This window comes from Roseivirga sp. E12, from assembly GCF_017592825.1.
In the GTDB taxonomy this organism is placed as follows: Bacteria; Bacteroidota; Bacteroidia; order Cytophagales; family Cyclobacteriaceae; genus Roseivirga.
The window spans coordinates 127,228-142,707 of the sequence record NZ_JAGFMD010000005.1 but is presented as its reverse complement, the minus strand read 5'-3'; the positions used below and the strand labels follow the sequence as shown (position 1 = coordinate 142,707).

The window sequence follows — 15,480 nt, the reverse complement described above, 5'->3', positions numbered from 1 at the left end:
TCCTATTTTGAATGGAGAGAGCTTAGACTTCTTCTACGATAAAAAAGCCATCATCACCAGCATTTTGGTATAGTGGCATAAAAATGCGCCCTTCGATTGGTGCTTTTATCTCACCACTTTTGTCTTCGGCTAACAGTTCGCCTTTTTCCACAAATTGAAAACTGTCAAAGCCTGGCTTCATGTGAAAGAAGTCATGCGGCTTTACCTCATGGCGATGCAGCACTCTGAGAATATTAGGTTGATTCTTTTTCATGGAGCCTAACAATTCCTGATAGTGGAGAATCATCGACATATCATGCTGTTCATCGATCAAGCCTGATTCAGACATCAACTGCCAAATTCCGTAAGTATGTACCTCTTTGGTTTTTTCGGCACCAATTTGGCCACCCTCAAAAGCGAAGGCGGTCACAGTAGGTGCTTTGAAATACCTTAATAGTGTTCCTTGAATATAGTCGTCTAAATTCATGACTATTGGCAACTTCAACGATTTGATGACTGAATCATATGCAGGCATTCCCGCATGCACTATGAAATTGCCATTGTCTGCCGAAGTAGCATGTAAGTCAACGATGTAGGTCTGACGATAATTCTCGGAGAGAAGGTCGGAGATTAAATGGTAAAGTTCTCTAAGCTCAATATCTTCTTTTTCACAAAGTGACTCAGGTTTAGCTAAGATCTCATCTATGAAGTCTTGTGTCCAACAGCGGTTGAGGTCGTAATTAAGAAAACGTTTCTTTTCGCTGATAGCCTGTAGATTTCCGGCTATGCCGACTATTTTTCCGTGAACTTTGATGTTGGATTCTTCAAGCGTATTAAAGACACTTTGAATTGCCTTGACACCGGATAACTCGTTGCCATGCAGACCGCCAATCACGATCATTAACACATTGTTGTCAGACCCTGACTTCTCGTATAATATTCTATTCATTCAGATCTCCAGCTCCTTTTAAGATTTTGAGTATTGTGGAGGTCAAATTTAAGAAGTCGCCTTCAGTAACAATGCCAATTAGCTTTTGATTTTTCACAACGGGCAAACATCCTACACCATTTGACTTCATTAAGGCCATTGCATCATGGACCGTTTTGCCCGGGTCAATGATGATAGGGTCCTTAATCATGATGTCTTTGACCATTTTCTGCTCCGAAACGTTTTCATGGTTTTTACGAAAGTGTCTGAGCATCATTCTGGCACTGATCAAGCCTATGAGTTTTCCTTTATCGTTTTCTACAGGCGTAAACCGAACGTTCTGCCAATCCATCATATCTGCGACTAGTTCAAGAATATCTTCTTGTTGAACAGTGAATAGATCGGTAGTCATGAATTCTTCTACCAGAATGGTAGCTGGATCTAAACCGACTAGATGACTTAAATCGGCTAGGGGCCACTGGTGAACAGGTTTGTTGGACTGCTGATTTTGATGCATCGAAGAAGTAATGGACAGCAGTATTTCTTCCTTAGTGGCATCTTTTGCCAGATGGCTGTAAGATTTTAGAATCCAATTCGTTCCATTTTGGTTGGATTTGACGCGTTCTTCAATGACGCCAAGATACTTGTCAATATCTCCTTTGTTGACCTTATTTTTGGCCAAACCTTCTTTAGCAATGGGGAGTAGTTCTTTAAGAATAAGTTCGTTTAGACTCATTCTTTGTCCATTCAGCCATCGGAGTTTGGTATTCATACCCTGTGTTGCTGCACTATAGAAATTTGATTTAACCTGATCGAAATCAATAAGGCTTGGAACGTTTTGGTATTGATCCTTGAAGCCACTCATAGCCCCAATCCAAAAGGCGGTATTGGCCATTTCATCCAAGACGGTTGGCCCAGATGGCAACACACGATTTTCAATTCTCAGATGAGGCTTTCCACTAGGACTGATACCATAACAGGGTCGGTTCCAGCGATAAACTGTTGAATTGTGAATAGAAAGTGCCTTTAGTTGAGGTGTGATTCCCTGTTCGAATTCATTTTGTGATGCGTCCTCTTGACCTGTCATTAACATTACTCTAAATCTGGAGATATCTTCTTTGAACAGCTCCAATACAGAATTCTTGAGCCATGAATTACCGAAGGTTACCCGTGGGCTTCGGTCTCTTATATGGTCATTGGTAATGCGGGTGTCAACGGATTTTTGGAACAGGGCAATTCGGGTTTCATGCCAAAGCCGCTTACCAAATAGCATCGGGCTATTACTGCCCACCGCAACTGTAGGTGCTGCGAGTAGTTGTGAGATGTTGTATTGATCAACGAACTCGTCAGGCCTTACCTGCAAGTGAACTTGAAAGCTCGTGTTGCAGGCTTCGAGCATCACGGAGTCGAATTTTAAATTGAGTTCGTCAAAACCTTTGAGGTGTAATTCAAACTCCTTGCCTCTCATCTTGCCTATGGCTTCGGCTAGTGCATAGTACCGATCGAGGGGCGTGATATTCTCAATAGCAAGGTCAAATTTCCTGAGGGTTGGTAGAATTCCAGTTAAGAGGTAATCGATTCCGAGCTTATTGCATACAGGTTCTAGTTTGTCTAGAAGAGTATTTAGTTCTCCTTCCAGTTTTGCAAAGCAATCTTCTTTGAAGGCTTGGGGAGCAAGGTTTGCTTCGATATTGAATTGACCTAGTTCGGTGGTAAAAGATGGGTGATTGAGTTTTTGGAGTACTTCGGAAGCTTTGGTGGCTGGCTTATAATGCTTGCCGATTAAACAGAATTCTTGTTCTGCTCCTATATGCATTTGACCAGTTTCAAACCAGTCATTTTCGATCATTTGTTCAAGCAAATGAACATCCTTCAACAGACACCTCGTGAAGTCGTTGAGCTGCTTTTGCGTCTTGATTACCTTTACATTCAAGTCACCCATACTAACCAATGCTATGTTCTCAGGAACAAGGTTAGTCAGAGTAACATAGAATAAGAGTGACATTATCAGGGTGTTACCCTGATTTAAGTCATGAAAACGGTATCAGTCGGGTAGGGCTATTTTATCTTACCGACTGTAGTTAGGAGCTTCTCGTGTAATGAAAATATCATGCGGATGACTTTCTTTAGCACCAGCACCAGTGATTTTTACAAACTTGGCTTCTTGCATTTGCTCTATGGTTCCTGCTCCGCAGTATCCCATTCCTGCTTGTAATCCACCAGTAATTTGATAAAGCACTTCTTGAACAGAGCCTTTGAATGGCACTCGGCCAACAATGCCTTCTGGTACCAGTTTCTTAATGTCATCTTCAGCATCTTGGAAGTAGCGATCTTTAGAACCGTCTTCCATGGCCTCAACAGAACCCATACCTCGGTAAGATTTGAATTTCCTGCCCTCGTAAAGAATTACTTCACCTGGAGCCTCCTCAGTACCAGCAAGTAGTGATCCGATCATAACCGTATTTGCACCACCAGCAATGGCTTTAACAACATCACCTGAATACCTCACACCACCATCAGCAATGATCGGTACACCTGAGCCTTTGATGGCTTTGGCTGCTTCATACACTGCTGAAAGCTGCGGCATTCCCACTCCAGCGATTACTCTTGTAGTACAGATGCTACCAGGGCCCACACCCACTTTGATGGCATCAGCTCCAGCTTCAACAAGTGCTTTGGCAGCTTCCGCAGTCGCTACATTACCAACAATTACATCTAGGTTTGGATATGCTTTCTTGATACGTTTTGCCGTATCAATAACTCCTTTTGAGTGCCCATGAGCAGTGTCAATACTAACGACATCTACACCTGCATTCATCAAAGCATCAATTCTGTCATCGATGTCGGGGGTCACACCAACTGCTGCTCCGACTCTCAATCTTCCGAATTCGTCTTTACAAGCGTTGGGTCTGTCCCTATTTTTCAGAATGTCTTTATAAGTGATTAAGCCAGTGAGCTGGCCCTTATCATCGACAATCGGAAGTTTTTCAATTTTGTACTCTTGCAGCACGCCTTCTGCATCGTCCAAGCTAATTCCCATTTTACCAGTAATGACATTGTCTTTGGTCATAATGTCCTTTACCGGAGTAGCCATGTTCTTGATAAATCGCATATCGCGATTGGTGACAATGCCTATCAAGTTTTTGTCGCCATCTACAACTGGAATACCTCCAATTTTATTTTCTCGCATGATGAGTTCCGCATCTCTTGCAGTACTATCTACATGTAGGGTTACCGGATCGAGAATCATTCCACTCTGAGAACGCTTTACCTTTCTTACCTGAAGGGCCTGTTGTTCAACAGTCATGTTTTTATGAATAAACCCTAAACCTCCCTCAAGTGCCATGGCAATGGCTAATTGATGTTCCGTGACAGTATCCATCGCGGCAGAAACCAATGGAATGTTCAACTGAATGTTCTTAGTTAGCCACGTCTTTGTATTCGTGTCTCTTGGTAAAACTTCTGAATATGCTGGGAGAAGAAGCACATCATCATATGTAAGTGCTTCGAAAAGGAATTTGCTGGAATCTATAGGCATGGCAAATAAATACTTGGTTTTATTTGCCGGACAAAAGTACGCAGATTGGTCGATTCAAAAAACGGCTAAGGAGAAATAATTTTCAATCGTCCTTTATTGACGTTTTGGCCTCATAATATTTTCGACTTGCCACTTGTCCCACTCTTTAGGGATGACCAAAAGGAAAATCAGCAATATCGATCGCCACATAACATCATTTAGGTTCCAGATGGGAGAGCTCAGGCCGTGACCGAAAGAAACGATTAAGAGTACGGAGGCTAGTGCATATAAAGCATAATTCTTGAATAGACCAATCACTAGTAGAGCTCCAGCAATTAACTCAACATATGATGTATAATAAGCACTAAAAACGACTAGAAACTTCGGGAGGAAGGTTTCTTCATAAGGCTTAAAACTATTGTAAACGCCATCAAATCCCCAAGTAAAGACTTTGCCAAAACCCTGCATTAAGAAGATGATGCCGAGTAGTACTCTCGCAAAGAAAGCAACGATGGTCTTATTAAGCATGGTCCATCACCTTGAAGCTATCAACAAGTCTTTCTAAGTCGCTTTCCAGATTATAGAGGTTAGGAGAAATGCGAATAGAATTTCCACGGATAGAGACGAAGATTCTTCTTTCGGCAAATTGTTGCTTGATTTCTTCCATGTTCATGTGCGAAGGAAGTCGAAGGCCGAATAGATGACGACCTCTATAGGCCTCTGATTCTATTTGAACCCCAAGCTCTCTGAGTTCTGAGATATAAGGTGTCGTCAGATTTTCACAGTAGGTCTGAATATTTTCGGGACCCCATTCATTAACTTGGGCAATGGCCCTTGTTAACATAGGTGTCAATATGAAATTAGCACTTTCACCCACCTCATAGCGAATTGAACCTGGCTGATACTGCTCTTGATAGTTGACTAGGTTGCCGAAATCTTCACTGTTGAGTCGATTCATCCAGTTATTCTCTATGGGACTTCCGTCTTGGAAGTATTCCCCAAAATAAGAAACACCAGAAGCGTAAGGTCCCATCATCCATTTATAACCAGCTGCAACTACGGCATCTGGTCTAAATTCGGATACACTAAAGGGTAGTGCACCGATCGATTGTGTACCATCAATCACCACAATAGCCCCTACTTCATCTGCTCTCTTGCGTATAGCCGCCAGGTTAAACTTGGTGCCATCGGCCCAGTGTACATGTCCTGTGGCAATCATCTTAGTATTAGTGTCAATGGCCTCCAAAATGAGCTCATTCCACCTTTGAGCACGTCCTTCGATCATGTCAGGAGCTGAAACCACTTTGAGTGTAATGCCCCTTTCTTTTGAGAGTGCATCCCAGGCATAGAAATTACTAGGAAATTGTTCGTCAGCGATGACCATGTTATCGCCTTTACCAGCTTTCAAATTTTTGGCAACATTGGCCAAAGCATAGGAAACCGATGGCGTAATAGCACATGATCTTTCTGATGGCGCGCCAATCAGCTTGGCAAACTCGGTCCTTAAAGCACTCGTGTTTTCAAAAAAACTCTCTGGTCTGTTAGAACTTGGGTCATCCTTATCATAGATGGCTCTAACTCCTATTTCAGCTACGGATTTAAGCATTGGAGACATGTAGCTACAATTTAGGTAGGTAATGTCATCAGGTAGATTGAAAAGGTGTCTTTGATCGGTTAACATGTTATTTCAATATTTTCTCAAAGTCTTGCTCAAATGATACTTCAGGTTCTTCTAAGATGCGGGCTATTTCTGTGCCATCACGCATCAAAATGATGGTCGGTGTTTTTCTTATATTAAAGTCTTTCTCTTTCCCCAATCGACTTTTTTTGTTCACATCAACGGCATAAAGCTCCAGTTGGTCGTAAATGCCTAATTCTTCACATACTCGAATGAGACGAGGAATTTCGCGATTACTATCATGACACCATGTCCCCATAAAGACTAAAATCTTTAATCCTTTTAGTTGTCTTCGTCTTATGTTTTTGAGCGTGTTCGTATCTACCAGATAGGTTTTGTAATTGGTGTTGAACCAAACTTTATAGGGTAGCTTTTGCAGACCCTCTTTAGTGATAGGGCCGTTTAATATTTTGTCTACATATTCCGAGACGCTTTCGGTTTCGACATTGTACTCCTTTTCTTGAGCCGAGGTAGCAAGTGGGAAGACAATAAGTAATATAATGAGAGCAATAAGGGCTTTATACATTTCCATAAGGCATGGTTTGAATCATTGAAATATACCGATTAATCCTATATTTGGCGGCATGCAGTTCAACGAGATATGGCAACAAGTAGTTGACTATTCTTCACAGATCAGTATTTGGGAGTTAACCGGTTTAATTGCCGGACTACTGGCTGTTATTTATCTGATAAGGCAGAGCATCTGGACTTGGCCCTTCGGGATCCTATATGTGCTTGTTTCGTTTGTGGTATTCTGGCAAGCTCGGCTCTATGGCGATTTTCTGTTACATGTTTTTTTCTTAGTTCTTAATATCTATGGCTGGATGTACTGGCGAGGCGGTGGGAGTGATTCTGAAAGCAAGATTAAGATTACTCACTCTACCTCCAGATCGATGCTGTTAACGTTTTTAGCAACCATTATTGGAGTGATAGTTTTTGCCCAACTTTTAATAGCCATTCCATCGATTTTCGAAGGTGTTGATCCACCAGCACTTCCGTATTGGGATAGCACAACATCAGTATTGAGTGTTGCGGGTATGTGGCTCACGGCACGAAAAAAAATTGATAATTGGTATTACTGGTTTGTTGTCGATGTATTGGCCACAGGAATCTACTTTTACAAAGAGTTATACTTCTACTCAGCGCTTTATCTAGTTTACATTGGTATGGCCGTTGCGGGTTATCTGGCTTGGAAAAAAACAATGACCGTTCCTTCGAAATGATCACAATAGGAATTGTAGGCCCTGAAAGCACAGGCAAAACTACTTTGGCCAAATCTTTGGCGAACCACTTTCAAACCGAATGGGTGAAAGAATATGCCCGTGAATATTTGACCGAACTCGGTAGGTCTTATACACAATCAGATTTGGTAGAGATAGCTAAAGGCCAAGTGGCTTCGGAGAATCGTATCAAGAAGAAGGCAAAACGATTGATCTTTCTTGACACAGATTTGCTGGTGATCAAGATTTGGAGTGAGTTCAAGTATGGAAGTTGCGATCCGTGGATCGAGCAACAGCTTGCAATGAATAGGGCGGATTTATACTTGCTTACGGACTTTGATATTCCCTATGAAGATGATCCACTGAGAGAGAGCCCCAATCAAAGAGGAGAGCTGTTCGAAATCTACAAAAAGACACTCATCGATAGCGGATCGAATTTCCATGTTGTCAAAGGAGATCATTCAGAGCGACTCGAGGAAGCCATTGGCTACATCAATCTTATTTTATAAAGCGCTTAGCTAATCCATTTTCTTATTAACTTGCGGCCAATAAAGGGGTGCCTATTTCTGGAAAGTCCAGAATTAAAAAAAGGCTGAGATTATACCCATTGAACCTGATGCAGATAATGCTGCCGCAGGGAGGTATGGTAAAACAAAAGGACGGGAAAGCTACCCCTTAGCTTTTCTAAGTTGAACCATTTAAAATTTATTAATGAGAAAAATTATTTTGATGTCAGCCATGTTGCTGACAGGACTGACAGTGCTTGCACAGCACACAATCAGTGGAAAAGTGAAGGATGCCGAAAGTGGTGAGTCTCTGGTAGGAGCCAGCGTGATCTTACGGAACAGCACAATGGCTATGGCAACCAATGAGGAGGGAGAATTCTCTTTTCAAAATGTCACTGACGGCAATTACACACTTGTTCTTAGGATGGTTGGGTTTACTAGTTATGAGAGATCAATTGAGATAACTGGGAATTTAAATTTGAATATCTCCCTTGACAGAAGCACGACTAGCCTGGCTGATGTGATTGTCACTGGAACGAGGGCTACTGAGAAAACACCTACTACATTTACCAATGTAAGTAGTGAGGAAATCAGAAAACAGAACCTTGGACAAGACCTTCCATTTTTGCTTAACTGGATACCCTCAGTAGTCACAACTTCTGATGCCGGAGCAGGCATTGGTTACACAGGCATACGTATTCGAGGTAGTGATCCGACCAGAATTAATGTAACCATCAACGGTATTCCGGTCAATGATTCAGAATCGCAAGGTGTCTTTTGGGTAAATACACCCGACTTTGCCTCGTCTGCTGCTGATATTCAGGTGCAGCGTGGTGTGGGTACATCTACTAATGGCGCTGGAGCTTTCGGAGGTTCAATCAACATTCTGACCAATGGCTTGAGTCAAGAGGCCAAGGCAGAGGTGAACACAAGTGTAGGCTCTTTCAACACACAGAAGTATAATGCTATCTTTTCGACAGGTCTTTTGAAAGATAGGTGGGCATTTGAAGGCAGGTTATCCCAGATAACATCGGATGGTTTCGTGGATAGAGCTTCTTCGGATTTGCAGTCTTACTATCTATCTGGTGGATACTTTGGGAAGAAGACAAGTGTGAAGTTCATCACATTTGGTGGTGATGAGGTTACCTATCAAAGCTGGTATGGCACACCTGAGGCACGATTGAGAAATGATGCGGCCGGAATTGAGGCCGTGATTGTTAATAACGGTTTTACAGCCGCTCAGGCAGCCAACCTCAGAAATTCAGGTCGAAGCTATAACTTCTATGAGTATGACAATCAAGTGGATGATTATGGGCAAGACCATTATCAGTTACACATGAGTCATAACTTCAGTGCCGAATGGAATATGAGCCTAGCTGGTCACTATACTAAAGGTGGAGGTTTCTTTGAAGAATTCAGAAACGATGATGATCTGGCCGACTATGGTATTGCTGATGTAGTACTTGGAGGGGCAACGGTTTCGAGTTCAGACTTGATCAGAAGACGGTGGTTAGACAATGACTTTTACGGATTGGTGTATGACTTGAATTACTCAAGTGGTAAGGTTGATGCTACTTTCGGTGGCGCAATTAATGAATACATTGGTGATCATTTTGGAGAGGTCATTTGGGCCAGGTTCGCTGGAAGTAGTAATATTCGAGAGCGCTACTATGAGAGTACATCTGAAAAAGTCGACTTTAACTCTTACTTAAAGATCAATTATCAAGCCAATGAGAAGTTGAATCTGTTTGGGGATTTGCAGTATCGTACTGTGGATTATAATGGTCTAGGTGTGGACAATGATTTAAGGCCAATTGACTTTGATAAAAATTTCAACTTCTTCAATCCGAAAGTCGGAGCCACTTATCAACTCAATAATAATGCGAGCCTCTACGCTTCATTTGCTATTGGTAATAAGGAGCCTAATAGGTCTGATATTATTGATGCTACCTCGGGAGTCGATCCAAAGCATGAGACTTTAAACAACTTAGAAATTGGGTATAAACGACAATCCAAGAGCAATTCATTCGAAGCCAACTTCTATTTAATGGATTATAGGAACCAATTCGTTTTGACGGGTGAGGTGAATGATGTTGGTGCGGGCGTCAGAACCAATGTGCCAGACAGTTACAGAATGGGTATTGAGTTATCAGGAATAATGAAGTTGACTAAAGGTCTTTATTGGTCTGCCAATGTTGCCCTAAGTCAAAACCGAATTAAAACCTTTGACGAGATCATCTTTGATTTTGGACCGGCCTTTGATGAATTCAACGAAGTGAGAACGACTTTCACTGATACGGATATCAGCTTTTCCCCTAGTGTGGTGGCCGGTAGCCAGTTGGCTTTTATTCCGACATCGGGCCTTGAGGTTGCTTTACTTTCAAAGTATGTGGGTGATCAATTTTTGGATAATACATCCAATGAAGCAAGAAAGATAGACGCCTTCTTCGTAAATGATCTCAGAATCAATTATGCCTTCGAAACCAATTTGATAAAAGAGGTTTCCATCAACCTTCTTGTCAATAACCTATTGAACACAGAATACGAGTCTAACGGCTATACATTCGGATACTTTGGTGGTCAAAGCTTCGAGGTAAGGGAGAACTATTTCTATCCACAAGCAGGGACTAATTTCTTGTTGTCATTAGGCTTATCATTCTAGGCTATTTTAGAGGTTTAGGAAAAAGGGATGTCGAAAGTAGATATCCCTTTTTCTTTTTCCCATAAACTAATAAATTAGTTGAATGAAATACTATTACTTATTCCTCTTATTTCTTTCGATCCAGGCTTATGCCCAACAGGTGGGCGATCCAGACTTTAACCATGAAATATCAAAACCACTCTATGCTAAAGGAAAGGGCCTAAAAGTGGCAATCGATGCAGGACATAATAACTTTCACACCCTGGATGGGAGGTATGCTTCATTTGGAAAGCTACTGTCTGAAGATGGTTTTCAAATGTCAGAATTGAGTGGAGAAATCAACGATGAAAAGCTCAAAGAGATTAATGTCTTAGTCATTTCTAACCCTATTCACGAAAGTAATATTGGTAACTGGGTGCTACCTAACCCATCAGCCTACTCACTTGCCGAAATCCAATCCATAAATAATTGGGTAAAAGGGGGTGGAAGGCTGTTTCTAATTGCCGATCATATGCCTTTCGGTGGTGCGGCAGCCACGTTGGCTGAATCCTTTGGCTTCAATTTCACCAATGGTTTTGCTCGTTTTCCAAGTCAAAATGGCTTTGATGAATGGACAAAAGCGGATCAGACGCTACTTAATAATTCTATCACACAAGGAATCGATCATGTAATGAGTTTTACTGGTCAGGCCTTTGAAATTCCTGAGGAAGCCACTGGGCTTTTGAGATTTCCTGAAGGATCATTTTCTCTTGAGCCCGACACTGCTTGGCGCTTTAATGAAGATACTAATAGGCGAAAGATTGGTGGGTGGTTTCAAGGAGCTTTACTAGAGTATGGCTCAGGTCGAGTGGCCGTTTTTGGTGAAGCTGCCATGTTCACAACCCAGTTGGCTGGAGCTCAAAAAATGAAGGTGGGAATGAACACAAATGGTGCGGAAGGGAATGCAATTCTTCTTAGAAATGTGATGGCATGGCTGAGCGAGAACGAACGCCCATAATTTTTATGCAATCGTTTACAGTGAAAAGCATAGACAAGGACTAAAAAAGGTCGAGGTATTATGCATATTTAATGGCCTTTTAGCCATTCCTGAGCTGATTTGGCAATATAAAAGAGCAAATGGTACCAACATTTCGTGTTGCTACCGAAAATGGGCAAAATGAAAGAAACCGCCATCGGGATAGATATTGGAGGTACCTTCACCAAATTTGGATTGGTGGATGTAGATGGGAATGTTCTTATGGAGGGTTCTATTCCGACCTATACACACGAGACTATTGAGCCTTTCTTGGAGGCTTTAAGCCAAGCCATCAACAAAGGGCTGGACAGTATCAATGATTCCTTCGAGATTATTGGAATAGGTATTGGTGCTCCTAACGGAAATTACTACGAAGGTACCATCGAGCACGCTCCAAACCTGAATTGGAAAGGTATTGTGCCTTTCATCGACATGTTTACCAAATACTTCGATTTACCAATGGTTTTGACCAATGATGCTAATGCAGCTGCTATTGGCGAAAAGGTATTCGGAGGGGCAAAGGACATGAACGACTTTATAGTCGTGACTCTGGGTACGGGACTTGGATCGGGCTTAGTAACAAGAGGTAAATTAATTTACGGACATGATGGTCTTGCAGGTGAGCTAGGCCATACCAACGTATATCCTGATGGGCGCGAATGCAACTGCGGTAAGAGAGGATGTTTGGAAACTTACGCATCTGCTTCTGGTATTATAAGGACAGTCTTCAAATTGTTGGCAACAAATAATATAGACACACCTTTACGCGCATATACCTACGAGTCATTGACCGCTAAGAAAATTACCGAGATGGCCCTTGCCGGAGATCCGGTAGCATTAGAGGCTTACGAATACACTTCTGACTTGTTGGGTCTTAAATTGGCGGATGCCGCTGCCGTAACTAGCCCTGAGTCTATATTTCTTTTTGGAGGCCTTGCCAAGGCTGGGGATATTTTGATTGAGGCCACCAAGAAATCATTTAATGAATACCTCTACCCTGGATATAAGGGAAAGATAAGTATTAGACTGTCTGAGTTAATGGATAAAAATGCTGCTGTTTTAGGTGCAAGTGCGCTCGTTTGGAGCGAAATTGCAAACAGTGAAGTTATCCGCGTGCCACAACAAGCACGAGCAGTTTAGATCATGTCATCACATCATATTGTCAGAGACGAGCAAGAGCCAGCCTTATTAATAGACGATCCTATTGCATTAAGTGCTGAGTTTGTCGACTTGCTATTAGAATGGAGTCCCACAGTTGTTGTGACTTCCAAAGCCCTAAACGAAGTACTGCAATGGGGTATAAAGATAGATGTGGTTGTCGCCAGATTCGATGAGATTGAGTCACTAAAACCAAAGCTTAAGGTCCAATCACCAGTTCAATTATTAGGCTTTGAATCCACCGATTTGCTCAATGCCGCCTATATTTTCCTGAAGGATCACAATCACCAAGCAGTAAATGTGCTGGCTGATATCTTCAATTCCAAAGTCCTTGACTTAATCAAGGAGTTTTCTCGCGAAATGGATTCGGTGCTTTTCTACAATGACCAAAAATGGATTTTTGTCAAAGAAGGAAGGTTTGAGAAGTGGGTATCTACTGGTCAGGTATTTGGCATTCATCCAATTGCTAGAAATACCTTCTTTTCCTCAACAGGCTTCTACACCGATTGGCAGAATGAAATGCTCCTAGAACCTATCGAATTAACTGCGGAAATTAGTGGTAGGATCAGTCTAGTGACAAATCGAAAGCCACTTTGGGTAGTAGAATCAGTAGAAACTGATATCTACAAATAAAAAGAGTCAGTTCAGATGAACCGACTCAGTACTAGGTCTATGATAAATAATCACATCATATACTTAGTAGGAATGGCAATAGTCGTTCTAACCCGTACTTCTTTGCCATCCTTTATACCTCGCTTCCAGACATAGAACTCTCTGACTTTTGCTCGCATCATATCGTGCACTTGACCGAAAAATAGATACATTTCTTTATTCTTTTTGTCAGAGCCTTTCAGTTCAGTCAATAGTTTAATATTCGTCAATAATGTCCCTCCATTAATAACTACTTCAAAGTCAATGGATGCTGGTATGTCCCTTTTATTGATTTGCTTCGGAATCTCTATGTCCAGAGCGATTGCTCTGACGAATGTTTCAATGCCTCCCATAGGCTCAGGTTTTATATCAACTTCCGATATATCATAGATTTTGTCCTCTAACTTTTCTTTAGAAGGTTCATAAAAGGCTATGTAATTTGCATTGTAGTTAATCGAAGTCTCAATTTCTTGCATCAACTCCATGGGGGAAAATTTGTACTTAGTTTCAGCATTTATGAGCATTCGATTCGACAGTAGTTTCATGGTGTCACTTTTTATAATCTCGATTAACTCACTTTTTTCGTTGTCATCAAGTTTGTCGAAGTATAAAGCCTTTTGTTTATGTTGTCTTCTTTCCAAAAAATCATACGACTGTGGATTTTTGCTATAAGCAAAGAGGATGGTTTTTTCAGGATATGCTGCTTTGAGTCTATCCAAAATTCTCTGATGTTTATCCGTTAATTCTGAAAAAATCAAGAACGGTATGTTTCTGCTATTTCTTCTTTTGACTATTTCTAAGGCCTCTTCCCGTGAGGTTACTTGAGCTAGGTCCTGACTCTTTAAAACATTTGCTACAGTCAAACAAGCCACTATTAAGGTCATCATTATAACACTGGAAAGGGTTTTTGTCATGGCGGTTCTTTTAGTTTGCATAGCTGTAATTCTTTTTGAAAGAGTGGAGATTAGTGCGAATGAATGTCCTAGCTTCAGAGCGCTGAAGTTGATACTTACACTGACTAAAGCTTGGGCATAAACCCTGAAGTCAGTAGTGTTCAATACAGATCGATCGGCTAGGGCTTCATGATTCTCTTTTAGTTCTCTTTGAATAAGATAGATAACTGGGTTATACCAAAAGAAGCACTGTATAAGATTGATAAGCACCATGTCCAATGTGTGGTGCTGGTTTAAGTGGGCAGATTCGTGTTTTTCGATAATTTCCCAAGTGTCTTGGTCATAATCTGTTTCTTGTGGAATAAATATCCATTTCCAAAAAGAGAAAGGATACTTTATGCCTTTGTGAGTAATGACATTGTCTTGGATATCCGTTCTCCGAGCACCAAAGTAGTACCAGTTAGCCAGTTTGATGATTTCAAGCAGGAACAAGCCCGCTGCTATACATAGACCGATTAGATAAGCGTTAAGAAGTAATTCCTGCCAACTGAATTTCTGAGAAGTCTCTAACGCTTCGGTTTCGGCTTGCGGAGATATTGTAACAGATGTCTCCAAATGAAAATCAGGTTCGAATGTAATGGATTCGAGTTGCCTCTCTATTGGGTTTGACCAAGGCAGTTGCACTTCTATTTCCATGGAAGGAATGAGTATGGCTAGCAATAGGCAGAAAAGTACCGTCAGCCTACGAAGCTGGAAATAGGTATTCTTTCTGAATAGTAGCCAATAAGCACCATACATTAGTACAATAAGTAAACTCACTTGAAGGCTCCAGAGCAGTAGATCTTGTATCATCTATTTATCCTTTTTGTCTTCTAGAATCTTAATAATCTGATCGAGTTCATTTAAGTCCATCTTTTTACGATCAGCAAAAAAGGAGACCATACGGCTCAATGAGCCTTCAAAATATTTACCCATTACACTAGACATGGCAAAATCACTGTACTTGTCCTTGGTGACTAATGGATAGAAACGCTTGCTATTACCAAGCATCTCATGCGCAACAAATCCCTTTTGTTCTAAAACAGTTAAAACGGTGGCTACAGTGGTATAACTTGGAGGATCAGATTCAAACTGGTCGACAATCTCACGAGTGAAAGCTTTTTCAAGCTTCCATAACAATTGCATAATTTTTTCCTCTGCTTTTGTAAGCTCTTTCATATGGGTACAATAAAGTATTACTATAAATATAGTAGATAAACTATATAAATAGTATTTCTATTAAAAAAATAGTAGA

Annotated in this window: 14 protein-coding genes and 1 riboswitch; of the genes, 6 read left to right on the top strand and 8 right to left on the bottom strand. The window is 41.3% G+C overall.

Annotated elements, in window-relative coordinates; all coding sequences use genetic code 11:
- Positions 1 to 22: 22 nt before the first annotated feature.
- The 6 genes from J4E76_RS12990 to J4E76_RS12965 all read right to left on the bottom strand — a co-directional run bounded on the left by J4E76_RS12990 (position 23) and on the right by J4E76_RS12965 (position 6,634).
- Positions 23 to 928, bottom strand: a complete 906-nt coding sequence (locus J4E76_RS12990; RefSeq protein ID WP_208504813.1) for a succinylglutamate desuccinylase/aspartoacylase family protein — start codon at positions 926 to 928, stop codon at positions 23 to 25.
- Positions 921 to 2,912 carry a CBS domain-containing protein gene (locus J4E76_RS12985; RefSeq protein ID WP_236017451.1) on the bottom strand — a complete coding sequence of 664 codons (1,992 nt, stop codon included), beginning with the start codon at positions 2,910 to 2,912 and terminating at the stop codon, positions 921 to 923. The genes J4E76_RS12990 and J4E76_RS12985 overlap by 8 nt, the downstream gene beginning before the upstream one ends.
- 63 nt (positions 2,913 to 2,975) lie before the next feature.
- Positions 2,976 to 4,445 carry an IMP dehydrogenase gene (gene guaB, locus J4E76_RS12980; RefSeq protein ID WP_236017448.1) on the bottom strand — a complete coding sequence of 490 codons (1,470 nt, stop codon included), beginning with the start codon at positions 4,443 to 4,445 and terminating at the stop codon, positions 2,976 to 2,978.
- 93 nt (positions 4,446 to 4,538) lie between these two features.
- Positions 4,539 to 4,952, bottom strand: a complete 414-nt coding sequence (locus tag J4E76_RS12975) for a DoxX family protein (RefSeq protein ID WP_208504811.1) — start codon at positions 4,950 to 4,952, stop codon at positions 4,539 to 4,541.
- Positions 4,945 to 6,030, bottom strand: a complete 1,086-nt coding sequence (locus J4E76_RS12970) for an aminotransferase class V-fold PLP-dependent enzyme (RefSeq protein ID WP_236017447.1) — start codon at positions 6,028 to 6,030, stop codon at positions 4,945 to 4,947. The genes J4E76_RS12975 and J4E76_RS12970 overlap by 8 nt, the downstream gene beginning before the upstream one ends.
- Positions 6,031 to 6,106: 76 nt before the next feature.
- On the bottom strand, positions 6,107 to 6,634 hold the full coding sequence (locus J4E76_RS12965) for a thioredoxin family protein (RefSeq protein ID WP_208504807.1): 528 nt from the start codon (positions 6,632 to 6,634) through the stop codon (positions 6,107 to 6,109).
- Between the two features lie 52 nt (positions 6,635 to 6,686).
- Here J4E76_RS12965 and pnuC point away from each other — a divergent pair, with 52 nt between their 5' ends.
- The 6 genes from pnuC to J4E76_RS12935 all read left to right on the top strand — a co-directional run bounded on the left by pnuC (position 6,687) and on the right by J4E76_RS12935 (position 13,275).
- Positions 6,687 to 7,325, top strand: a complete 639-nt coding sequence (gene pnuC, locus J4E76_RS12960; RefSeq protein WP_208504805.1) for a nicotinamide riboside transporter PnuC — start codon at positions 6,687 to 6,689, stop codon at positions 7,323 to 7,325.
- On the top strand, positions 7,322 to 7,831 hold the full coding sequence (locus J4E76_RS12955; RefSeq protein WP_236017446.1) for an AAA family ATPase: 510 nt from the start codon (positions 7,322 to 7,324) through the stop codon (positions 7,829 to 7,831). Before pnuC ends, J4E76_RS12955 begins: the two co-directional genes overlap by 4 nt.
- Before the next feature lie 33 nt (positions 7,832 to 7,864).
- Positions 7,865 to 7,980, top strand: a riboswitch (TPP riboswitch).
- A gap of 53 nt (positions 7,981 to 8,033) precedes the next feature.
- The gene (locus tag J4E76_RS12950) at positions 8,034 to 10,490 is read left to right on the top strand and encodes a TonB-dependent receptor (protein WP_208504803.1); all 2,457 of its coding nucleotides are present in this window, start codon (positions 8,034 to 8,036) and stop codon (positions 10,488 to 10,490) included.
- 82 nt (positions 10,491 to 10,572) lie between these two features.
- Positions 10,573 to 11,466, top strand: coding sequence for a hypothetical protein (locus tag J4E76_RS12945; protein ID WP_208504800.1), 894 nt, complete (start codon positions 10,573 to 10,575; stop codon positions 11,464 to 11,466).
- 159 nt (positions 11,467 to 11,625) lie between these two features.
- Positions 11,626 to 12,624, top strand: a complete 999-nt coding sequence (locus tag J4E76_RS12940) for an ROK family protein (RefSeq protein WP_208504798.1) — start codon at positions 11,626 to 11,628, stop codon at positions 12,622 to 12,624.
- A gap of 3 nt (positions 12,625 to 12,627) precedes the next feature.
- The gene (locus J4E76_RS12935) at positions 12,628 to 13,275 is read left to right on the top strand and encodes a hypothetical protein (RefSeq protein WP_208504795.1); all 648 of its coding nucleotides are present in this window, start codon (positions 12,628 to 12,630) and stop codon (positions 13,273 to 13,275) included.
- Between the two features lie 50 nt (positions 13,276 to 13,325).
- Here the strand turns inward: J4E76_RS12935 and J4E76_RS12930 are convergent, their stop codons facing one another.
- Positions 13,326 to 15,038, bottom strand: coding sequence for a M56 family metallopeptidase (locus J4E76_RS12930; RefSeq protein ID WP_208504793.1), 1,713 nt, complete (start codon positions 15,036 to 15,038; stop codon positions 13,326 to 13,328).
- Complete coding sequence (locus J4E76_RS12925) at positions 15,039 to 15,404, bottom strand: BlaI/MecI/CopY family transcriptional regulator (protein WP_208504791.1); 366 nt, start codon at positions 15,402 to 15,404, stop codon at positions 15,039 to 15,041.
- Positions 15,405 to 15,480 lie beyond the last annotated feature (76 nt).